General features: G+C 61.4%; 18 protein-coding genes. 11 read left to right on the forward strand and 7 right to left on the reverse strand.

Annotated features, from left to right (window positions below):
* Positions 1-19: 19 nt before the first annotated feature.
* On the forward strand, positions 20-1597 hold the full coding sequence (locus M1D89_RS21525) for an APC family permease (RefSeq protein ID WP_498646815.1): 1578 nt from the start codon (positions 20-22) through the stop codon (positions 1595-1597).
* Between the two features lie 95 nt (positions 1598-1692).
* Here M1D89_RS21525 and M1D89_RS21530 read toward each other — a convergent pair whose 3' ends face one another.
* On the reverse strand, positions 1693-2910 hold the full coding sequence (locus tag M1D89_RS21530) for an acyl-CoA dehydrogenase family protein (RefSeq protein ID WP_498646817.1): 1218 nt from the start codon (positions 2908-2910) through the stop codon (positions 1693-1695).
* A 134-nt stretch (positions 2911-3044) separates the two neighbouring features.
* Between M1D89_RS21530 and M1D89_RS21535 the strand changes: the two genes are divergently transcribed.
* Together M1D89_RS21535 and M1D89_RS21540 are read left to right on the forward strand one after the other, a co-directional pair.
* Entirely contained in the window at positions 3045-4763 is a 1719-nt protein-coding gene (locus M1D89_RS21535; RefSeq protein WP_498646819.1) for an AMP-binding protein, read from the forward strand.
* A 42-nt stretch (positions 4764-4805) separates the two neighbouring features.
* On the forward strand, positions 4806-5315 hold the full coding sequence (locus M1D89_RS21540; RefSeq protein WP_498646822.1) for a MarR family winged helix-turn-helix transcriptional regulator: 510 nt from the start codon (positions 4806-4808) through the stop codon (positions 5313-5315).
* Positions 5316-5332: 17 nt separating this feature from the next.
* Here M1D89_RS21540 and M1D89_RS21545 read toward each other — a convergent pair whose 3' ends face one another.
* Positions 5333-6868, reverse strand: coding sequence for an HNH endonuclease (locus M1D89_RS21545; RefSeq protein ID WP_498646823.1), 1536 nt, complete (start codon positions 6866-6868; stop codon positions 5333-5335).
* A 145-nt stretch (positions 6869-7013) separates the two neighbouring features.
* Here M1D89_RS21545 and M1D89_RS21550 point away from each other — a divergent pair, with 145 nt between their 5' ends.
* Together M1D89_RS21550 and M1D89_RS21555 are read left to right on the forward strand one after the other, a co-directional pair.
* The gene (locus M1D89_RS21550) at positions 7014-8210 is read left to right on the forward strand and encodes an MFS transporter (RefSeq protein ID WP_498646825.1); all 1197 of its coding nucleotides are present in this window, start codon (positions 7014-7016) and stop codon (positions 8208-8210) included.
* Positions 8207-8695, forward strand: a complete 489-nt coding sequence (locus M1D89_RS21555; RefSeq protein ID WP_498646827.1) for a cyclophilin-like fold protein — start codon at positions 8207-8209, stop codon at positions 8693-8695. The genes M1D89_RS21550 and M1D89_RS21555 overlap by 4 nt, the downstream gene beginning before the upstream one ends.
* A 58-nt stretch (positions 8696-8753) precedes the next feature.
* Here the strand turns inward: M1D89_RS21555 and M1D89_RS21560 are convergent, their stop codons facing one another.
* Complete coding sequence (locus M1D89_RS21560; RefSeq protein ID WP_498646831.1) at positions 8754-9650, reverse strand: helix-turn-helix transcriptional regulator; 897 nt, start codon at positions 9648-9650, stop codon at positions 8754-8756.
* Positions 9651-9715: 65 nt separating this feature from the next.
* On the reverse strand, positions 9716-10591 hold the full coding sequence (locus tag M1D89_RS21565; protein WP_498646832.1) for a universal stress protein: 876 nt from the start codon (positions 10589-10591) through the stop codon (positions 9716-9718).
* Between the two features lie 106 nt (positions 10592-10697).
* Between M1D89_RS21565 and M1D89_RS21570 the strand changes: the two genes are divergently transcribed.
* Entirely contained in the window at positions 10698-11363 is a 666-nt protein-coding gene (locus M1D89_RS21570; protein ID WP_498646834.1) for a TenA family protein, read from the forward strand.
* Here M1D89_RS21570 and M1D89_RS21575 read toward each other — a convergent pair.
* Positions 11360-11938 carry a dihydrofolate reductase family protein gene (locus M1D89_RS21575; RefSeq protein WP_498646836.1) on the reverse strand — a complete coding sequence of 193 codons (579 nt, stop codon included), beginning with the start codon at positions 11936-11938 and terminating at the stop codon, positions 11360-11362. The genes M1D89_RS21570 and M1D89_RS21575 overlap by 4 nt on opposite strands.
* 257 nt (positions 11939-12195) lie before the next feature.
* Between M1D89_RS21575 and M1D89_RS21580 the strand changes: the two genes are divergently transcribed.
* Entirely contained in the window at positions 12196-14823 is a 2628-nt protein-coding gene (locus M1D89_RS21580; RefSeq protein ID WP_498646839.1) for a GH32 C-terminal domain-containing protein, read from the forward strand.
* A gap of 62 nt (positions 14824-14885) precedes the next feature.
* Here M1D89_RS21580 and M1D89_RS21585 read toward each other — a convergent pair whose 3' ends face one another.
* Entirely contained in the window at positions 14886-15179 is a 294-nt protein-coding gene (locus M1D89_RS21585) for a putative quinol monooxygenase (RefSeq protein WP_498646841.1), read from the reverse strand.
* Between the two features lie 50 nt (positions 15180-15229).
* Positions 15230-16228: a LacI family DNA-binding transcriptional regulator gene (locus M1D89_RS21590; protein ID WP_498651011.1), complete on the reverse strand. Its 999-nt coding sequence runs from the start codon at positions 16226-16228 to the stop codon at positions 15230-15232.
* Between the two features lie 176 nt (positions 16229-16404).
* Here M1D89_RS21590 and M1D89_RS21595 point away from each other — a divergent pair, with 176 nt between their 5' ends.
* From M1D89_RS21595 to M1D89_RS21610, 4 genes are all read left to right on the forward strand, one after another.
* Positions 16405-17517, forward strand: a complete 1113-nt coding sequence (locus M1D89_RS21595; protein ID WP_498646843.1) for a substrate-binding domain-containing protein — start codon at positions 16405-16407, stop codon at positions 17515-17517.
* A gap of 87 nt (positions 17518-17604) precedes the next feature.
* Positions 17605-18651 (forward strand): ABC transporter permease, encoded by a 1047-nt coding sequence (locus M1D89_RS21600; RefSeq protein ID WP_498646847.1) that lies wholly within the window; start codon positions 17605-17607, stop codon positions 18649-18651.
* On the forward strand, positions 18648-19442 hold the full coding sequence (locus M1D89_RS21605) for an ATP-binding cassette domain-containing protein (RefSeq protein ID WP_498646849.1): 795 nt from the start codon (positions 18648-18650) through the stop codon (positions 19440-19442). Before M1D89_RS21600 ends, M1D89_RS21605 begins: the two co-directional genes overlap by 4 nt.
* 120 nt (positions 19443-19562) lie before the next feature.
* Positions 19563-20519 carry a carbohydrate kinase family protein gene (locus tag M1D89_RS21610; RefSeq protein WP_498646851.1) on the forward strand — a complete coding sequence of 319 codons (957 nt, stop codon included), beginning with the start codon at positions 19563-19565 and terminating at the stop codon, positions 20517-20519.
* The last annotated feature ends 12 nt before the right edge of the window (positions 20520-20531 follow it).

Raw genomic sequence — 20531 nt, forward strand, 5'->3', positions numbered from 1 at the left:
GTCTGAATTAGGAGTTCGAATGTTAGAACCCAGCAAAATAGGACCCTGCAAGAGCGATGCAAGCGGCATGGACGAGTTTGGTTATGCCCAAACCCTCGACCGCAGCATCGGTAAATTTGCCAGCTTCGCCGCCGGCGTCAGCTACATCTCCATCCTCACCGGCGTTTTTCAACTGTTTTACTTCGGATTTTCGACGGCGGGACCCGCCTATGCCTGGTCGTGGCCCATCGTCTTCGTCGGCCAACTCATGGTCGCCCTCTGCTTTGCGGAACTGGCCGGACGCTATCCGGTGGCCGGATCGGTCTACAACTGGGCAAAAAGGCTCTCCACGGGAACATGGGCCTGGTTGGCGGGCTGGTTGCTGCTGCTCTCCTCGATCATGGCCCTGGGGTCCGTGGCCTTGGCCCTCCAAATCACCTTGCCGCAGATCTGGAGCGGTTTCCAACTGGTAGGCGACGGAACAGGTCCTTACGACTTCGCCGTCAACGGAGTCATCCTGGCCAGCATCATGATCGGCATTTCCACGCTCATCAACGCGTTCGGCGTGAAACTCATGACCATGATTAACAGCGTGGGAGTGTTCGTTGAATTGGTCGCGGCCGTCCTGCTCATCGCAGCACTCATCTGGCATTCCGTGCGCGGACCCGAAGTCCTCCTGGATACCGCCGGATTTGGCGAAGAGCATCCCTTGGGCTTCTTCGGTGTGTTCCTCATTGCCGCCATGGCTTCCGGCTATGTCATGTACGGATTCGACACCGCAAGTTCCTTGGGTGAAGAGACCAAGGACCCAAAGCGGACGGCTCCCAGGGCGATCCTGCGCGCCGTTACTGCATCCTTCCTCTTGGGAGGGTTGCTCCTCCTCGGCGGAATTCTGGCCGCGCCCGATCTTTCCGACCCCAAGCTCGGAGCCGCTGATGGCGGGCTGCAGTACATTGTGTTGTCGGTGTTGGGTGGCCCCTTCGGCAAGGCGTTCCTGGCATGCATCGTCGTAGCCGTGGTGGTCTGTACTCTGGCCGTCCACGCAGCAGCCATCCGGATGATGTTTGCCATGGCCAGGGACAACAACCTTCCCTTCAGCCGTCAGCTCAGCAAAGTGCACCCCACCCGCAAAACCCCCACAGTGGCTGCCATCGTTATTGGCGTAGTGGCAGTGATTCCGTTGATCGTCAACATTTCCCAGCCAGCCATCTTCACCATTCTGTCCAGCATCAGCATCGTCCTGATTTACCTGTCCTACCTGCTGGTTACGGTGCCCATGCTGCGGCGAAGGTTCCTGAAGAAGTGGCCCTTGAAGGACGACGGATCGGAACCGGGATTCAGCCTGGGCAAATGGGGGCTGCCCGTGAACATCCTGGCCGTGCTGTGGGGCGGCGCCATGACGTTGAACCTCGTGTGGCCGCGGCCGGAGATTTACAACTCGGTCCCGCCGTTCGAGTGGTACCTGCAATGGGGCGGCGTGATCTTCGTAGGCACTGTGATCATCGGCGGAACGCTCCTTTACCGCCTCCGCATCAGGCATAAGACCGGGGTCCTGGCCGAACACGCAGCCCTGGTCACGCCCGAGGAGTCTCCCCTAGTGGTAACACAAAGCTCTTAGCCAAGCCCGGCTATCTCTCACTTCTAACGAGCATCCCTTCGCCGACGTTCAACCGGCGAAGGGATGCTCGCTGCGTATTGCACCAGCTGGCGTCCTCAGACGAACGCCGACTTCCCCGTCACAGCCCGGGCCACGATCATGGAGTTGATCTCGTAGCTGCCCTCGTACGTGTACAGGATCTCGGCGTCGCCGAAGAGCTTGGCCATCTCGTAATCGGTGGTGATCCCGTTCCCGCCCAAGAGGGCCCTTCCCATCGCAACGGAGGAACGGGCCAGCCGGGTGGTGGTGGCTTTGCACATGGCGGCCTGCACCATCTCGAGCTTCCCGGCCTGCTGAATGCGGGCGAGCTCCACCATCATGGACAGTGAGGCGTTGGCATTACCCAGGATGTCTGCGAGCTGCTGCTGCACTAACTGAAACCGGGCCAGCTCTTTGCCGAATTGTTTGCGTTCCAGCGCGTAAGAACGGCCAATATCAAAGGCGGCCAATTGAATTCCCGCAGCTTGCCAGCCCACCCATGCCCGGGAATCACGCAGGAGGTCATTCGCGCGGGAAAATTCCGTGGCACCCGGCAGCAGGTTCTCCATGGGAATGCGCACCTCGTCCAACACGATGTCCGCGTTCTGCATGATGCGCAGGCCGATCTTGTTGGAGATCTTGGTGGCGGAGTACCCGGGGCGATCCGTCTCAACGATGAAGCCCTTGATGTGTCCGTCAGCCAGGTCACGAGCCCAAACGAGGGCAAAGTCGGCAATCGTGCCGGCCCCGATCCAACGCTTGGCACCGTTGATGACCCATTCGCCGCCGTCGCGCCGCGCCGTCGTCGAGAGTCCTCCGGCGATGTCCGATCCGTGATCCGGTTCTGTCAGCGCGAAAGCGCCCAGTTGGGTAAAAGCCTCCAACCCGGGCAGCCACTTGCGCTTCTGTTCAGGGGAACCGAGCTCGTCAATCATGCCGACAATGAGCTCATTATGGATGCCCACCAACGCTGAAAGGGACACATCTGCCCGGGCGACTTCGGTGTACATGAGCCCCTTGAACAGCTTGGAGGAGCCGTCCGTTTGCAGCCCGCCCAGCCCGAACTTGGCCATGTCAGCCAGTAGCCCGAACGGGAATTCTTCCCGGTTCCAGTAGTCGATGCTCGCAGCCCGGATCCGGGTTTGCAGGAACTCCCTGATCTCGAGATACCGCGCACGCTCCTCCGGGGGGAGCAGGTCAATGACGTGCATCAAGTCCGCCTCCGGATAAGGAGGCAGGACGCGTTCTGGTGCCACACCGCTGGTAACGGTGCCGGCAGCTTTTTCGTCGAGCATTAGACCCCTTCGTCATGTCCCGCATGGGCTCTTCCAAACCCTTGGATGTCCTAGTATATTGCAAGGTGATGTGGATCACTAGGCGGGGAAGTCCGGCAAAGGTGCCAGGGAAACCCGAAGGCGAAAGGCGGACTATGACAGTCACAGAAGACTTCCGTGCGGCCCGCGATCGGCTGCTGGAATTGCGCGAGGACTACAAGCAGGCACACGCTGAATTCCAGTGGCCCCGCTTCGAGGAGTTCAACTTCGCACTCGACTGGTTCGACCAGATCGCCGCAGACGAGATCAGGGGCAGCCAGCCCGCACTGGTCATCGTGGAACAGGACGGCGGTTCAACACGCCGCACTTTCAAGGACCTCTCCCAAAGGTCCTCCCAACTCGCCAACTGGTTGCGGAACCAAGGCGTCAAACGCGGCGAGCACATGATCATCATGCTCGGCAACCAGGTTGAACTATGGGAACTCATGCTGGCCGGTATCAAGCTGGGCATCGTCATGATCCCCACCACCACCCTCATGGGCCCCCGTGATCTCCAGGATCGGGTGGAGCGCGGCGGCGCCACCTGGGTGGCCGTAGGAGGTGCCAACATCGGCAAGTTCGCCGACGTCAAGGGCGATTACACACTGATAGAGGTCGGCTCAGAGAGCACCAACGCGGATGCCAGGCAGTACGCGGACTCTTACGACGCCGGCACGGACTTCACGCCCGATGCTCCTACCAAGGCGGACGAGACTCTACTGCTCTACTTCACTTCCGGAACCACCTCACGAGCGAAACTCGTGGAGCATACCCACACGTCTTACCCCGTGGGCCACCTGTCCACCATGTATTGGATCGGATTGGAACCGGGCGACGTCCACCTGAACGTCGCCTCCCCCGGCTGGGCCAAGCATGCCTGGTCCAACGTCTTCACGCCGTGGATCGCGGAAGCCACAGTCTTCATCTACAACTACCAACGCTTCGACGCTGCCGCCCTCATGAATCAGATGGGCCGCGAAGGCGTCACAAGTTTCTGTGCCCCGCCCACGGTTTGGCGCATGCTCATCCAAGCCGACCTCACCCAACTCACCACGCCGCCAAGCAAGGTGGTCTCGGCCGGCGAACCACTCAATGCCGAAGTTATCGGCCAAGTGGAGGAAGCCTGGGGAGTCACCATCCGCGACGGATTCGGCCAGACCGAATCCACGGTCCAGATCGCCAACACTCCCGCGCAGCCGGTGAAGATCGGCTCCATGGGACGGCCGCTGCCGGGATACGACGTGGTCCTGGTGGACCCGGTCACCGGGCAGGAAGCCGACGACGGCGAACTCTGCTTGCGCTTGGAACCGCGGCCTGTGGGGCTCATGAAGAGCTACTTCGGTGACGAGGCCAAGACGGCCGAAGCCTTCCGCGACGGCTACTATCACACCGGCGACATGGCGAGCCGGGATTCCGACGGCGTCATTACTTACGTCGGACGGGATGACGACGTCTTCAAGTCCTCCGACTATCGTTTGTCCCCTTTCGAACTTGAAAGCGTCCTGATCGAGCACCCTGCAGTGGCCGAGGCCGCCGTCGTACCTTCACCTGATGCGGTGAAGCTGTCCGTGCCGAAGGCGTTCGTGGTGCTGGCCGCCGGCTACGAAGCAGGGCCGGCTGTGGCGGAGGACATTCTCAAGTATTGCCGTGAGCATTTGGCGCCGTTCAAGCGCATCCGGCGGCTCGAATTTGGGGAGCTGCCCAAGACGATATCCGGCAAGATCAGGCGGGTGGAACTGCGGGGGACGGAAGTCGCCCGGCACGGCGACGGCCCGCTGCCCGCAGGTTTGGGCGTCGAATACACCGAGGAAGAGTTCCCGAATCTGAAAGACTAGCCACCCAATACACCAAGCTATTCCGGCAACCGAAGGAGGCCCATGGGCACGCCACTCCCCCGCGACCCCATTGCCGATGCCCAACGACACTGGGAACGGCATGGTTGGGGCGATGTCGCTGCGCCCATGGCTGCCATCACCGCGATCATGCGCACGCAGCAGATCCTCCTGGCGCGCATCGAGACAGTCCTCAAACCATTCGGGCTGACGTTCGCGCGCTACGAACTGCTGGCGTTGCTGAGCTTCGCCCGCAGCGGTGCGCTGCCCATGAACAAAGCCAGCGCGCTCCTGCAGGTGCACCCAACGTCGGTGACCAACGCCGTCGACCGTTTGGAGAAAGCCGCCCTGGTTGCGCGTTCCCCGCACCCAACAGATGGGCGCACTACCCTGATCGAGCTCACCGCAGAGGGACGCACCCTCGCTAAAAAAGCGACGGCGGCCCTCAACGCAGAGGTCTTCGGCAAGTCAGGCTTCGGGCCCGACGACGTCGATCACCTCATCCGTGTATTGGGCACCTTCCGCAGGGATGCCGGGGACTTCACCGAGGAATAGGACGTCAAACGAGCTCTCTACGTTCTGGAGGGGCGGTGTCCGGGCAGGGGTGGGGCTTTCGATTGATAGGTGTGCCCGGTGGGTGTGCTGACTTCCAGGGTGTGGATCCCCCCGTGCACGTGAGCATGTACGGTTTTGGTGGTCCAGCCGGGATTTTCCTTCATGTGGTTACACGCCTCGCACAACCCTGCACCGTTGGCGAGGTTCGTTTTGCCTCCGGAACGCCAAGGAACCACATGGTCAATGTGCCGGATGGGTGCATCGCAGTACGGCGTGCGGCAGGTATCGTCGCGGGTTTCGATGAAACGCCGAAGCCTTGTCGGGAAGAGCCTTGCTTTGGAGTCCATGCTCAGAAGCTCGCCACTGGCCGGCGCGGTATAGAGCCGGCGAAGCCAGACAATAAGCTCTGCATCCGACGTTCCCGCGTGATCTTGGCCGGTTCGCCCCGGGCCGGAGGCCGGGTTCGCCCCTGTCTGTCCCAAGGTTGCGGCCTGTTCCAGGTTTGCGGTCTGTTCAGGGTTTGCGGCTTGCCCGGAACCGAGAAGTTCCCTGCCCCATTCTCCGGGGACGATTCCGTAGCCCTTGAGCCGGGCCGGTTCGCTGTCGCCTTGGAAGAGGGTTCGGTCGGTTATGACGAGGTCCAGGTTGATCCCCGAGACCCCACCGGGTCTGCCGGTGACGCGCTCGACCAAAGTGTCGGCCATGACCTGACCGCGGGTCGGGACAACACCAGAGCCCGCGTCACCGCTGGAACGGGCCGAATCAGCCGCCCCGCACAGGGCAGCGTAAACCGCCACGCCTTGGGCGACCGGAAGCAGCGCGGTCAGATAGGTCATCGTGTCCGGTGCCGGACGCAGGCTCACCATCCGCTCGGCCGCGGCCCGGCTGGCACGGCCGGCCACCGACCGCGGATCCCGCCGATACGCAGCAGCCTTCGCCGCCGCCGTCGCCTTATCGCCCTTCCCGTCAAAGAACCCGGTATCGGCGGCGAGCTCCTCATCCACCGCGCACCGGTCCTCAAGAGACAAACATGCGGTCTCCTTCACCAGCAGCGTGGCCCGCCACTCATTCAACTGCCCCGACTTCAGAGCCGCCAACGTCCGCGGCATCTCCAGCACAAGGGCCTTCGCCAAACCCAGCAACCGGGACCCACGATTCGGCGACTCCCGCCTCGCCAACGCCACCTGAGCACCCACACCCTGGCCCCGCTCCGACGCAGGGACACCGGCCTCGGCCTGCTCAGCACGCTGGGCAAGATCAAAAGCCACAGCAACCCGCGCCTGCAAAGCCGTAATAGCCGACTTCATCTCCTCCAAAACCCGCAACTGCTCAACCAGGTCCCCACTCACGGAGCCGGCCTGAACCGCGCCAGGCCGAACAGGACCCACCGGGGCCGTACCGGGCTTTGAGTCGCCAAGGCCTGGACTGGCCAGCCCCACAGCGCGCGCCTCGTTAGCCCGCGTCGGGACCCGAGGCGTCAGGCCGGGAGACGAGGCAGCAACAAGCGCATGCGCCACCCCTGCACCCGCTTGCCTCTCCCCAATTCGCTCCATGCCCTAACTCTCGCAGCAGGCACCGACAATATAACGTCGGTGATCGCAAGGGGGCCTGATGACTTTTGCCAAGCGAAGGAGTCCCTCGGAGGACCTCCCTCAGGCGGGACTCCCTCACCCTCCGCAAAGCTGATGTTCTGAAGTCATGACAACAACCTTGCCCACCCCCAAGACCCGCCGACTACCGCTGGTGACCTACGTCCTGGCGGCCGGAGTGTTTCTCATGGGAACCACCGAGTTCATAGTTGCAGGCATTCTGCCTGAGATTGCGGGCGATCTTGGAGTATCCGTGGCAAGTGCCGGCTTGATGATCACGGTCTTCGCGGTGGGCATGATCGTTGGCACCCCCACCATGTCCATTCTGACCCTCAAGCTGCCGCGTCGTATGACGCTGAGTCTCGCGCTGATTGTCTTCGCTCTGGGCCATGTGGTTGTTGCCCTTACTTCCGACTTCACGCTGATCCTGGTGGCCCGGTTCGTAACGGCACTGGCGACTGGCGCTTTCTGGGCGGTCGCCGCCGTCGTGGGTGCAAAAGCCGCAGGTGCGGCTTCAGCTTCCCGGGCGCTGGGAGTTGTGTTGGGCGGCGGCATGCTCGCCAACGTTGTTGGTGTCCCGCTGGGTGCCTTCGCAGGCCAAGTGATTGGCTGGCGTGGCCCGTTCTGGGCTTTGGCTGTTCTCGCGCTGGCGGCGGCTGTTGTGGTGTACCGGCTGGTTCCGGTGAGCTCGGAATCCGGGCCCACTCCCTCCGTCCGGGCAGAGCTTGCCAGCATGCGTGACGCCAGGGTCTGGCTTGTCCTGGCGGGCTGCGCGATCGTGTGCGGATCATCCTTGGCTGCCTACAGCTTCATCTCTCCGCTGCTCACCGAAAACACCGGGCTGGCTGCTTCCGTGGTTCCGTTGATTCTGGTGGCCTACGGTGTGGGAGCGTTTATCGGCTCCAATCTTGGAGGTCATGTCGGCGCGCACAGACCCTACCCGGCGCTGTTCGTTTCGGCGAGTATGACGTTCCTGGTGCTGGGCGCTCTCTCCTTGTTCTCCCACTATGCCGTGGTGACAGTGGTCCTGATCTTCTTGCTAGGACTCTTCGGGATGGCCACCAATCCGATCCTGATCGGCAAAGCCGTTGGTTATGCCGGCCACGCGCCCACCCTCGCTTCAGCACTTAGCACCTCGGCGTTCAACCTCGGTACGGCCGTGGGATCGTGGGTCGCCGGTTACGCCTTGGAGTCCGCGCTTGGAGCCACGGGTCCGGTGCTGGTGGGGACGGGCATTGCCGCGCTCTACTTCGTGCCCCTCACAATGTTGATGCTCAAGGATCGGAAGGAAGGCGCCCGGGCATGAAGCGCCGCACTGCAGCAATACTGCTGCTGGCGTTTGCGCTGGCTAGCTGCAGCCCATCTCCCACCGGCGAAGCTACCCCGACGTCGGCCAGTGAGACATCCAGCCCTGCTGCCGGCAGCGTTGTAGGCACCGTAGTCCGCTTCAGCGCCGGCTCGGTATCTCTGGACGTGACCATCGGTGAAGACAACCCCGCTACCCGGGACTTTCTGGACATACTGCCGCTCACCGTCACCATGGAAGAGTTCGCTGGCCGGGAGAAGATCGCGGACCTGCCTCGGCTTCTCCACTATGAAGGGTCGCCCGGGTCTGACCCTGAGGACGGCGACCTGATCTACTACGTGCCGTGGGGAAACCTCGGTTTCTACTACAACACTTCGGGGATCGGTTTCTCGGACCAGACCATCCACTTGGGCCGCTACAACGCGACGCCGGACGAGCTTGCGCGCTTCGAGGACCAGGAGGTTCGTGTGGAAGTCAGCCCATGACCGGCCGACATCGACGATAAAGCGTGCCGCAGCACCGCCGTCTTAAGCTGTCCTGACGTCAGCTGTCCGTCCGCGTCTTTTCCGACGCTGGCTGAACACTTTGTCCGTATTCGCTGGCCGCCCAGGATGCCAGCAGCTGAAGGCGCTCGGACGACGGCGACCCGGGTTCTGCTGCGTAGATGGTCAGGGTCAATCCGGGTTCGGCGGCCATTTCCAGGCCCTCGTACGCAAGAGTCATCTCGCCCACGATCGGATGATTGAACGTCTTGAACCCCGTTCCGTGATGCCGGACGTTATGCGCGCCCCAGCGTGTGCGGAACTCATCGCTGCGGGTGCTCAGTTCACCAATGAGATCGTGCAGTTCCTTGTTGTGCGGGTCGCGTCCAGCCTCCGTGCGAAGGATTGAAACGGTCACCTCCGCAAAGGCGTCCCAATCCGGGTAGAACTCAAACGCGCGATCGTCCAGAAACGTGAATCTGGCGATGTTGGGCGCCTGGCCCGGCATGTCGTAGCAGTCCTTGTAAAACGCCCGGGCCAAAGGGTTCACTGCCAGCAGATCCATCCGGCCATTCCGGACAAAAGCGGGTCCGGCCGTGACAGCATCCAGCGCCCACTGCAGGCTCTCGTGGGGAACATAGGATTTCGAGTTCCTTCGCCGTGGTGGGCGGGCAACAGGACTGGCCGCGTGAGCGAGATCGAACAGATGTGCCCGCTCAGCGTCATCCAGGTTCAGCGCCCGAGCGATGCTCTCCAGTACTTGTGGTGAAGCGCCGCTAATGGCGCCGCGCTCCAAGCGGGTGTAATACTCCACGCTCAAGCCGGCAAGGGTGGCCACTTCGCTGCGGCGCAGCCCCTTGACGCGTCGGTTCGATCCTGTGGGCAACCCAACCTGCTCCGGGGCCACGTGGGCACGCCGGGAAATAAGAAATTCGCGTACTTCCGCCCGATTGTCCATGGAATCCACCATAGTTCCGGGCAGTCGCCGGAGGGAGTCCCTGCGAGGACCTCCGAAAGGCGGGTCTACGTACCCTCGGAGGTGGCCTTTCGGCGGGAAACCAGCACAGGACTGTGGGCATGGTGAAGCACGGCGTGAGCCGTGGAACCTATGGTGCCCTTGATAAGTCCATGTCCTTTGGTGCCTACAACCGTAATGCGAGCCCCTTGTGACGCTTTGACCACTGCCCGGGAGAATGAAGCATCCACCAGCAGTTCTCCTCCCACCGTGATCCCGGGTGCTTTGTGGCGGGCCCGGCTCATCACGGAATCGAGCATGGCTTCAGCGTCGGGGTAGGCTTCCACGGGCTCGCGCAACCGTCGGTATCCCTCGGGTTCGTGCAGGACGTGAACGATCATCAGGTCGGCACCTGTTGCTGCTGCGAAAAGGCAGGCGTCGTCGAGGGCTGCCTGTGATCCGGAGTCGTCCACTGCAAGCAGCACTGGACCCTCCGGGTGGTCATCTGCGCGGATCACTGCCACCGGGCACTCCGCGGTTGCTGCCATCTCCAAGCTCACGGACCCGACCAGCAAGCCCATGAACCCGCCAAGTCCCCGGCTTCCGAGTACCAACATCTCTGCACCCACTGAGACGTGGGCCAGATGATCGCGTGGCATCCCATGCAGCAAAGTGGTGTGGACTTCCAGCCCGGGGGCGGTCTCCGTGGCGAGCGCCATCCCCTCTTCGAGGACTTTTTGAGCCGCCCTTTCCAGGCCGCTATCGGCAACTCCAGGAACGGGCCCCCTATTGTGGGACAGCAGGACCCACAAGGAACAGTGCACAACGTGGAGGGAACAGTCCCGCAGGATCGCGTGCTTGGCGGCCCATTGGACGGCGCGGTGTGATTCTTCGGATCCGTCATAGCCAACCACGATCGTCTTCGATCCGCGCTCGTTCGTCATGGCCAGAGCCTACGCTGGCACCGGTAGCGGCACCAGAGCGTAACGCCCGTCTCTGCAGCGCTGTACGCTGCTAGGCTCCGAATGCCGACACTTCAGGAGGAAACACGTGGGCTTTGCGATTGAACTCAGGAACCAGAACGCCGAGGACTGGGACGCCGCCGTCAACCATCCGTTTGTGGACCAACTGCTGGACGGGTCCCTTTCCGATGAGAACCTGCGTGGCTACCTCGTTCAGGATTATCAGTTCTGCGATGCCTTCACAGCACTTCTGGGCCAGGCGGTGGCATCAGCCCCATCGCTGCCTTCGCGGCTGGTGTTTGCCCGGGTTCTCGGGGCTTTCGCTTCGGACGAGAATACGTACTTCCAGGATTGCTTCAATGAACTCGACGTTCCCGAAGCGGACCGAAACGCACCCGCACTGGGATCCGCCACCCGGGATTTCGACAACCTGATGCGCAGCGCCCTCGCTACCTGTTCCTACCCGGAGGTCCTGGCAGTGCTGTTGGTTGCTGAGTGGCTCTACGGCGATTGGGCTGCCCGCGCCGGGGACACCAGTGAATGGCCCGCCCACGCAAAGCATGCCGAGTGGATCCGCCTCCACAACAACCCTGAGTACAACGCATGGGTGACGTGGCTACGCGACGAGTTCGACGCCGTCGAGCCTGCCGACGCCGCTGCACGCGAGCGCGTAGGCGCCACCTTCGCTGAAGCGGTGCGGCTGGAGCGCGCGTTCTTCGATGCTGCTCTGATGCCGGCGGATGCTTCGGTTTAGGGCTGTTTCCGGACGGTGTAGCTGAGCTCCACCAGGCCTTGGTCATAGCTGTTCACGTCAACGAGCGTCAAAAGGGCAGGGTCATGTCCCGCCGGGAACACACCCCTGCCTGAGCCTTGCCCTATTGGCATCACCACAAGCCGGACTGCGTCCACTTCTCCGGCGGCGAAGAACGTCTGGCCGAGCGACAGGCTCCCCCAGAGAACGATGTCCTTTGCGGACTCCCGCTTGATGCGACGAATCGCGTCGATCGCGTCCCCGGATTCAACGGTCGACGGCGGGAAGTCGCCCCAAGGCGCCTCCTTCAGGTGGCGTGAAAACACGTGACGTCTCAGGCCGTTGAGCGCTGGAGCGATGATCTCGCCCTCGGAGGCGTCCGTAGGCCAGTATTCAGCGAAGTACCTGTAGGTATTGGCGCCCAGAACCATTGCTTCCACGCTGCCGAGCCATTCGAGTTGGGCACGGTCAAACCCGGCCGTTCCACCTTCCAGCAGTTCGTACGCTTTGAACTCGTTGTTGGTGTCGGCGGCGTATCCATCGGCGGTAACGAAATCCTGGACAATCAGCTGTCCCATGAGCAAGCTCCTCGATCCTGTTCCGGCCCGAAGGAGCCTACGCCGCGAAGAATAAGGCGACAACCCCTCGCGGTTCCCTTATCAATGACGGAAACACTTGTGACAACGATGTCCGATCGGTTGGGACTCTAAAATCGGCTGCACACAGCTCGGAAAACCGTTGACTTGTCCGATGGACTTATCGTAGCTTTTCTCTCGTTGACAACGTTGTCTAAGTGGGGATGGGCACGCGCGATGAAGGGCGAACGAGGAGAACAATGACGAGATCCACTATGAGCAGGATGCGGGCAGCGACGTCTGCGTTGACGCTGGCGGGCCTGACACTTTCGGGCATCATGGCCGGCATGGCACCAGCTTCTGCGGCACCGGAAGTGGGCAGTGAGCAGTTTCGACCTGCTTACCACTACACCCCAGCGAAAAACTGGATGAACGACCCCAACGGGATGGTTTTACATAAGGGTGTCTATCACCTGTTCTATCAACACAATCCCGCCGGCAACACCTGGGGGAACATGTCTTGGGGTCACGCGACGTCGAAGGACTTGGTTCACTGGGAGGAGCAGCCTCTGGCGTTGTCCACCGATGCCCAGGAAGATGTCTTCTCCGGCAGCATTGTGGTTGATAAGGACAACACCACGGGTTTCGGGACGAAGGAAAACCCCGCGCTTGTGGCAATTTATACCAGCGCCTATAAGGAGCCTTCCCCACACCGTGGCCTGCAGGCCCAGTCCCTGGCCTACAGCTTGGATGATGGTCAGACTTGGACCAAGTACTCAGGAAATCCTGTGCTGAACCGCAATTCAGCCAACTTCCGGGACCCGAAGGTCTTCTGGTACGACAACCCGGCCGGCGGTGGTTACTGGGTCATGACGACGGTCGAATCGCAGGATCACAAGGTTCTTCTCCACAAGTCCGACAATCTCAAGGACTGGACTGCCCTGAGCGAATTCGGACCCGCCAACGCGACCGGCGGCCAGTGGGAATGCCCTGATCTGTTCCCACTCGCTGTGGATGGGGATACGAACAATATCAAGTGGGTCATGGTGGTAAATATCAATCCAGGCGGAGTCGCGGGAGGCTCGGCTGGACAGTACTTCGTGGGTAACTTCGACGGCACCACCTTCACCTCCGAGACCACCGAACCAGTAGCCGAGGTACCGGCAGGCACTGTCATGGCAGGCTTCAATGACGGAACCTACAACGGGTGGACTTTAAACAACGAACCAGGCAACTGGAAGAACGGTCCTTTTGGTGACGCTCCCGCCGCCGGTTCACTCCCCGGTCAGAGTCCGGTGACTGGATTCGGCGGAACAGGACTTATCAACTCATTCAACGACGGCGACTGGCCCATGGGGTCCATGCAGTCACCAACGTTCACGGTGACCGACGACTACCTGAACTTCCTGATCGGCGGCGGCAAGCACCCCCGCGTCTCCGACAAGCTGGACAATACCCCGCCCCCAGGAGAACTGAAGTTTGACGGCTTCGAGGTTCCCGACGGCACAACGCTGGCCAATGCCGACTGGACCGGCACAGGAGACCTGACCCCCAATTTCCAGCCGGCCACCAGTGGCGGGGACTACTACATTGGCGCTAAGCGAATCAACACGTTCGAAACCGGCGCCGTGCCCGGCGATGACCGCCAAGGCACGCTGACCTCCCCCGAATTCACCATCACAACAAACTTCATGTCCATGCTGGTTGGAGGCGGCTACCGTACGGCAGACTCCGGCCAGACCCTGGCCGTCCAGCTACTTGTCAACGGACAAGTGGTCCGGTCCTTGGCGGGCGATAACGCGGGGTTGCTGAACTGGAAGGGCTGGGACGTTTCGGAGTTCGCGGGGCAGAACGCACAGCTGCGGATCGTTGACGAAGCAACCGGCGGATGGGGCCACTTGACCCTTGACCACGTCATGCTCACTGACAGTGCCGCTGTTCCCAGGTCCGATGAAGAAACGGTGAACCTGGTGGTCAACGGACAAGTGGTCCGCACCGCCACCGGCAACGACAGTGAAACCCTGGATTGGGCTTCATGGGATGTCAAGGAATTCGTAGGCCAGCAGGCACAGATCAAGGTTGTGGATAACAACCGGTTCGGCTGGGGCCACATACTCGCGGATGAGTTCACAGCCAGCTCCACCGCAGCGAAGTCCCGGCTCGAGTCGTATGACTGGCTGGACTACGGACGCGACTACTACGCAGCCGTTTCCTTCTCGAACATGCCTGATAACAAGCGGGTCATGCTCGGCTGGATGAACAACTGGGACTACGCCAACAACATCCCCACCAACCCTTGGCGCAGCGCCATGTCGCTGCCCCGGGAAGTGCAGCTGACGCAAACACCGGACGGACCACGCCTTGCCCAGAATGTGGTCAAGCAGGTGGACAAGCTTGCGACAAAGCCCAGCTACACGGACAGTAAGGGCGGCGCCATCATGGCCGGAACAACCCCGCTGCCTGAGGCTGCCTCAGGTCAGGTCCAGCGCGTGGATATCACCTTCGCACCAGGCACGGCGAAGAAGTCGGGAATCACCGTACTGGGCGACGAAGCCTCCTCAACCGTGATCGGCTACGACTCCACCACCGGGAAGGTGTTCGTTGATCGCACAAACTCGGGAAACACCACTTTCCACCCGACCTTCGCCTCCATTGAGGACGCCCCTGTCACCCTGGACAAAAAGGGCAATGTCACCCTGCGGGTATATGTAGACCGCTCATCGGTGGAAGTATTCTCCGGCGACGGTCTCCGGAGCATTACAGATCAAGTATTTCCCAACGCCGGAGCGGACAAGATGGCGCTCTTCGCGGAAGGTGGGACAGCGCAACTGAAGTCCCTCACTGTGACCCCCATGGAAGGATCAATGTTCCTTCCCGGAAAGAAGTAAAGCACCACATATAGCAAGGAAGGCGGCCGGCTTTCGCCGGCCGCCTTCCCTTTGCCTTACAGCTAAATTACTGGTTGCAGCCAAGTCAGGACTGATCCTTCGCCTTCGATGTGTTCGGCAAGTTCCGCGTTGAACTCCCGGCCGTAGTCGGCGCCGATGTGCTCCTGGAAGGCTTGCTCGTCCCGGTAGACCTCAAAGACAAAGTACTCCCGCGGGTTGGCTTCCCGTGTGTAGGGCAGGAACATCACGTTCCCGGGTTCGTTACGGACGTGCCCCGTAAGGGTTGCCATCATTTCCGCGACGCGGGTTTCACTGCCTTCCTTGACGGTGAACTCTGCATACAACGTTTTGGTCATAGTTGATCCTTTGCTCGGTTAGTTTCGGATTGTTCTTTCATCTGTACGGATTAGCTCGCGATGCGGATTTCACCGGAGCCTCGCTGTATCAGTTCAGTTGGGATGACATACGTTCGGGCAGGGCTCTGGTCACCATCGATCCTCGCAAGGATCCGCTCAGCCGCAAGCTTGCCGATGCGTTCAGGGTGCTGGGCGATCACAGTGATCCCGGGGTCCATCATGTCGGCCAGGGTGAAATCATCAAATCCAATGAGGGCAATCTTGTGATTCAGCCCAAGGGCTTTCAGTGCGCGCATGGCGCCAAACGTCACCAGGTTCTGACTGGAGAAAATCGCCGTCGGCGGGTTCTTTGAGGTGAGCAGTTCCTGAGCCGCCCGAAATGCGGTTTCTTCATCATGCAGGTTCTCACGAACAGCGACGCCGGAGGTGGAAATGCCGGCTTGTCCGACGCCGTCGAGGAATCCTGCCCGACGTCTACCGGCGGTCTGAATATCCGTTCGGTCGCCAAGGTAAGCCAACCGGGTATGTCCATGCTGGATGAGATGGGCCGCCGCCTTTGCCGCGCCAACTTCATTGTCAGTAACCACCGCGTCAGCCTCAATACCTGCAGGCTCACGGTCAATGAATACCAGCGGCAGATCGCGGGAGTGCTCCGGGATCATGTACGCCTGGCTCTTGGCGATGGTAGTCAGCACAAGCCCGTCGACCCGGCGCCCCAGGAAGGCTGAAATGAGCTTCTTCTCCCGGTCAGGATCGTCATCCAGGCTTGCAGCGAAGACGGCAATTCCCCGCACAGCCAAGGCGTCTTCCATGGCCCTGTGGATCTCGCCACTGAACGGGTTGGACACGCTCGGGAGCAGCAGGCCGATGGACTGGGTCTTCCGTCCGGAACGCTTCAGGCTGCCCGCTGTGATGTCCAGTTGGTACTGCAGCTGTTCCGTCGCCCGTATTACCCGCTGGCGGGTCGCGTCGGAGACCCCCGGCTCATCGTTCACGACTCGAGAGACTGTTTTGATCCCAACTCCGGCGAGATCGGCCACGTTCTTCATCGTCGGACGCTTGCGTCCGGAGTCGGACTGGTAACGATTAGACACCGTTGTCAACTTGCTGCTCCTCAACTCGATTTAATACTTGACTCTATCGTGTGAGCTTGCTTACATGTTACCTGACAACGTTGTCAGTCGTAGAAAATGCGCCGCCAACAGCCACAAAAACAGGAGTTTCAATGTTGAGTTCCAAAGTCACCCGGTCCGCCCGGACCCGTTTTCTCGCCGCCGGTGCAGTCCTGACGCTCGGCGCACTTAGCCTGACAGCCTGCGGAGGCAGCTCCACCCCTTCATCCAGCGGAGGCGCCGACGAAAAGATCGGTGTTTCGCTGATCGTAAAGACCACCTCCAACCCGTTCTTCGTTTCCATGCAGGATGGCGCGAAGAAGGCCGCCGAGGCGGACGGCGTCGACCTTAAGCTCGCGGCCGGCAAGGCCGACGGCGACGAGGACACCCAGATCCAGGCCATTGAAAATGCAATCTCCAAGGGTGACAAGGGTATTCTGATCACCCCCAACGGTCCCTCGGTAGTGGATGCCCTGAAGAAGGCCAAGGATGCCGGGTTGTTCGTCATCGCACTGGACACGCCGCCGGACCCGGCCGACGCCGCTGACATCACGTTCGCCACCGACAACTTCAACGCCGGGGAGCTCATTGGCAAGTGGACCGCTCAGCAACTGGCAGGCAAGAAGGCCGTCATCGCCCTCATTGACCTCTTTGACGACAAGGTTGTCTCGGTGGACTACAACCGCGATCAGGGCTTCCTGACCGGCCTCGGCATCGACACTGCAGATAAGAAGAAGAACGGCGACGAAGCCAAGTCCGGAACGTACACCGGAGGCAAGGGCGGCGAATACGAAATCGTCGGTAGCCAGGCATCCCAGGGCGCCGAAGACGGTGGACGTACCGCAATGGAGACCTTGCTGGCCAAGAACCCCAATGTCAACGTTGTCTACACGATCAATGAGCCCGCTGCCGCAGGTGCCTTCGAGGCTTTGAAGTCCGCCGGCAAGGAAAAGGACGTCCTGATCGTCTCCGTTGACGGCGGCTGCACAGGTGTGAACAACGTCAAGTCCGGCGTGATCGGCGCAACGGCACAGCAGTACCCGGTCAAAATGGCCGAGATGGGCGTAAAGACCATTGTTGACTTGGCAAAGACCGGTAAGAAGCCTGCCAACTCTGAGGGCCTGGACTTCTTCAACACCGGTGTGGAGCTCGTCACTGACAAGCCCGCCGATGGCGTCAAGAGCATCACCACCACCGAAGCATCCCAGGTCTGCTGGGGCAAGTAACCCGATTCCAACGCGGGGAGGCGCTTCAAAAGCTTCTCCCCGCGTACCCAGCAGTTACAGAACATGGAAGTTCAGGAGCAACCTAAAGTGACCCAGCAACAGACCGCCGGCCCTCCGAGCGCCGGGCATGCTGATTTGGCGGAGGAATTTCTCGACCGCCAGACCCCCCTCAGCAGAATCCGCAACATCCTTCACCGATACCCAGCCCTCAGCCCGGCCATTGTTCTGCTGATCGCCGTAGTGGTCTTTGGGCTCCTCAACGACCGTTTCCTGCGCGTTGAGAACCTGTCACTGATTACTCAACAGGTTGCGGTGGTGGGTACCTTGGCCATCGCCCAGACGCTGATCATCCTGACCGCCGGAATTGACCTCTCCGTAGGCGCGGTCATGATCTTGTCCTCGATGGTGATCGCCCAGCTCGCCGTCAGCAACGGCATCCCGGGGCCCATCGCACTGCTTGCCGGCCTCGCCGTCGGACTAGGATCCGGGGCCCTGAACGGATTCCTGGTGACAAGGTTCCGCCTCCCACCGTTCATCGTCACGCTGGGAACATTGAACATCTTCATCGCTCTGACGCTGCTTTACTCCGGCGGAAGCACCGTGCGTGGGTCCGCGATGCCGGACATGCTCACCTGGCTCGGCAGCACCTTCCCGATCGGACCCGTCCGGATCTCCACCGGCGTTCTCATGATGCTCCTCCTCTACGTGGCCGTGGCCTTCATTTTGGGCAAGACCGCCTGGGGCCGGCACGTCTACGCTGTGGGCGATGACAAGGAAGCAGCCCGTCTGGCCGGCATTCCCGTCAACCGGGTGCTGATGAGCGTCTACCTTGCCGCCGGTGCGGTCCTCGCCATCGGCGCATGGATCCAAATCGGGCGTACCAACGCCGCAAGCCCTAATGCCGGCGTCGACCTGAACCTGGACTCCATCACCGCCGTCGTGATTGGCGGCACCAGCCTCTTCGGTGGCCGCGGCTCCATCTGGGGTTCGCTGCTCGGAGCGCTGATCGTTGGTGTCTTCCGCAACGGCCTGTCCCTCGCCGGCTTGGACGTGCTCTATCAGACGCTCGCGGTAGGCATCCTGATCATCATCGCCGTGTCCGTCGATCAATGGATCCGAAAGGTCAAGTCATGACCACCACAGATTTTGAAGCCCCCCGCACCGAAACCCGCGAGCCCATCCTCAAAGCCAGAAACCTCGTCAAGACCTTCGGCCGGGTCGTCGGTCTCGACGGCGTCAGCCTGGACCTCTACCCCGGCGAAGTTCTGGCCATTATCGGCGACAACGGCGCAGGTAAGTCAACACTCATCAAATGCCTCACCGGCGCCGAAGTTCCGGATACCGGCGAACTGTTCGTCTCCGGACAGCAGGTGCACTTCAAACGGCCACAGGACGCCCGCGTCCACGGCATCGAAACCGTGTACCAGAACCTTGCCGTTTCGCCGGCCCTCGATGTTGCCTCGAACCTGTTCCTCGGCCGGGAAGAGCGCCTCCCCGGACCGTTGGGGAGCCTGTTTCGGATACTCGACACCAAGGGCATGCGCAAGAAGGCCAAAGAAGAATTGACCCGATTGGGCATCTCCACCCTGCAGGACGTCACCGTACCGGTCGAAAATCTCTCCGGCGGCCAGCGGCAAGCCGTCGCCGTGGCCCGCGCAGCGGCCTTCGGATCCAAGGTGGTGGTTCTCGACGAACCGACAGCCGCTTTGGGTGTGCGTGAATCCAACCAGGTGCTCCAGCTGGTCCGGGACCTCCGCGACCGAGGCCTGCCAGTCATCCTGATCAGCCACAACATGCCTCACGTGTTCGACGTTGCAGACCGCATCCACATCCAGCGACTGGGCAAATGCGCGGCGACAATCACCCCGCAATCCCACACCATGACCGACGCCGTCGCCATCATGACAGGTGCGGCCAAAGCCTAACGGGCACGCCGGACCTTCCGTCCATTCGGAACCCTCATCTCCGTCCGCGGACCTACCGACAGGTCCGCGGACGGACCCACACCCCCGCCGTACCACCGGTGACCCGACGAAAGAACCTAGATGCACAACATTCACCCGGACGCCTCCGCCCATAACCAACTGGACGTTCTCGTCATCGGCGAAGCCCTGGTTGACATTGTGAATACCCGGGAAGGAGCCATCAGCTACCCTGGTGGTTCCCCCGCGAATGTGGCCTACGGCCTGGGGCGCCTCGGGGTACCGACGGGGCTGCTCACAGCGATTGGCAAGGACGAACACGGAGCCGCCATCACCACCCACCTCCAAAGCGCAGGCGTCCAGCTACTCCCCGGGTCACAGTCCCTTAACCGCACCGCCACCGCTACCGCCACACTCGCAACGGATGGTTCGGCCAGCTACGAGTTCGACATCCTATGGGAACTTGCCCCGGTAGCACCGGCCATGATTCCGAAAATCGTCCATACCGGATCCATCGCCACGTTCCTGGACCCGGGAGCCAGTACCGTGCGCACCCTTCTCGAACAATGCCACGACTCCTGCCTCATCACCTACGACCCCAACATCCGCCCGGCCCTCCTTGGTAGCCACGCCGAAGCAAAGAAGATCTTCGAGGACCTGCTCCCCCTTACTGACGTCGTCAAACTCAGCGACGAAGACGCTCATTGGCTGTATCCCACGTCCTCGCCGGACGACGTGGCTTCCCGACTGCTCAAACAGGGGGCTCGGCTGGTCGTGATCACCCGTGGCGCGGAAGGTGCGCTCCTTGCCACACCCGGGACGCGCCTCAACATCCCATCAGTGAAGACCAGCGTTGCAGACACCATCGGCGCCGGTGACTCCTACATGTCCGCACTCATCGCCGAACTGGTGACTAGAGCCGAACATGCCTTCGCACCAACAGCCCTAGAGATCGTCGGACAGACCGCAGCCGTGGCCGCAGCGATCACCGTTAGTCGGCCCGGCGCCAACCCTCCGACCTCCGACGAACTTCACATACGGCTGGAGGGACTCAAACAGCAGCCACTCGCTGCCGTATAGCCCGTTCCCGCC

Source organism: Arthrobacter sp. D3-18 (genome assembly GCF_054408525.1).

Excerpts from the sequence above, each read along its gene's own strand:
- M1D89_RS21540 (WP_498646822.1), top strand. The coding sequence starts at position 4,806 with ATGGGCACGCCACTCCCCCGCGACCCCATTGCCGATGCCCAACGACAC.
- M1D89_RS21545 (WP_498646823.1), bottom strand. The coding sequence starts at position 6,868 with ATGGAGCGAATTGGGGAGAGGCAAGCGGGTGCAGGGGTGGCGCATGCG.
- M1D89_RS21555 (WP_498646827.1), top strand. The coding sequence starts at position 8,207 with ATGAAGCGCCGCACTGCAGCAATACTGCTGCTGGCGTTTGCGCTGGCT.
- M1D89_RS21590 (WP_498651011.1), bottom strand. The coding sequence starts at position 16,228 with ATGAAGAACGTGGCCGATCTCGCCGGAGTTGGGATCAAAACAGTCTCT.
- M1D89_RS21565 (WP_498646832.1), bottom strand. The coding sequence starts at position 10,591 with ATGACGAACGAGCGCGGATCGAAGACGATCGTGGTTGGCTATGACGGA.
- M1D89_RS21575 (WP_498646836.1), bottom strand. The coding sequence starts at position 11,938 with ATGGGACAGCTGATTGTCCAGGATTTCGTTACCGCCGATGGATACGCC.
- M1D89_RS21525 (WP_498646815.1), top strand. The coding sequence starts at position 20 with ATGTTAGAACCCAGCAAAATAGGACCCTGCAAGAGCGATGCAAGCGGC.
- M1D89_RS21610 (WP_498646851.1), top strand. The coding sequence starts at position 19,563 with ATGCACAACATTCACCCGGACGCCTCCGCCCATAACCAACTGGACGTT.
- M1D89_RS21535 (WP_498646819.1), top strand. The coding sequence starts at position 3,045 with ATGACAGTCACAGAAGACTTCCGTGCGGCCCGCGATCGGCTGCTGGAA.
- M1D89_RS21605 (WP_498646849.1), top strand. The coding sequence starts at position 18,648 with ATGACCACCACAGATTTTGAAGCCCCCCGCACCGAAACCCGCGAGCCC.
- M1D89_RS21530 (WP_498646817.1), bottom strand. The coding sequence starts at position 2,910 with ATGCTCGACGAAAAAGCTGCCGGCACCGTTACCAGCGGTGTGGCACCA.
- M1D89_RS21560 (WP_498646831.1), bottom strand. The coding sequence starts at position 9,650 with ATGGACAATCGGGCGGAAGTACGCGAATTTCTTATTTCCCGGCGTGCC.
- M1D89_RS21595 (WP_498646843.1), top strand. The coding sequence starts at position 16,405 with ATGTTGAGTTCCAAAGTCACCCGGTCCGCCCGGACCCGTTTTCTCGCC.
- M1D89_RS21550 (WP_498646825.1), top strand. The coding sequence starts at position 7,014 with ATGACAACAACCTTGCCCACCCCCAAGACCCGCCGACTACCGCTGGTG.
- M1D89_RS21585 (WP_498646841.1), bottom strand. The coding sequence starts at position 15,179 with ATGACCAAAACGTTGTATGCAGAGTTCACCGTCAAGGAAGGCAGTGAA.
- M1D89_RS21580 (WP_498646839.1), top strand. The coding sequence starts at position 12,196 with ATGACGAGATCCACTATGAGCAGGATGCGGGCAGCGACGTCTGCGTTG.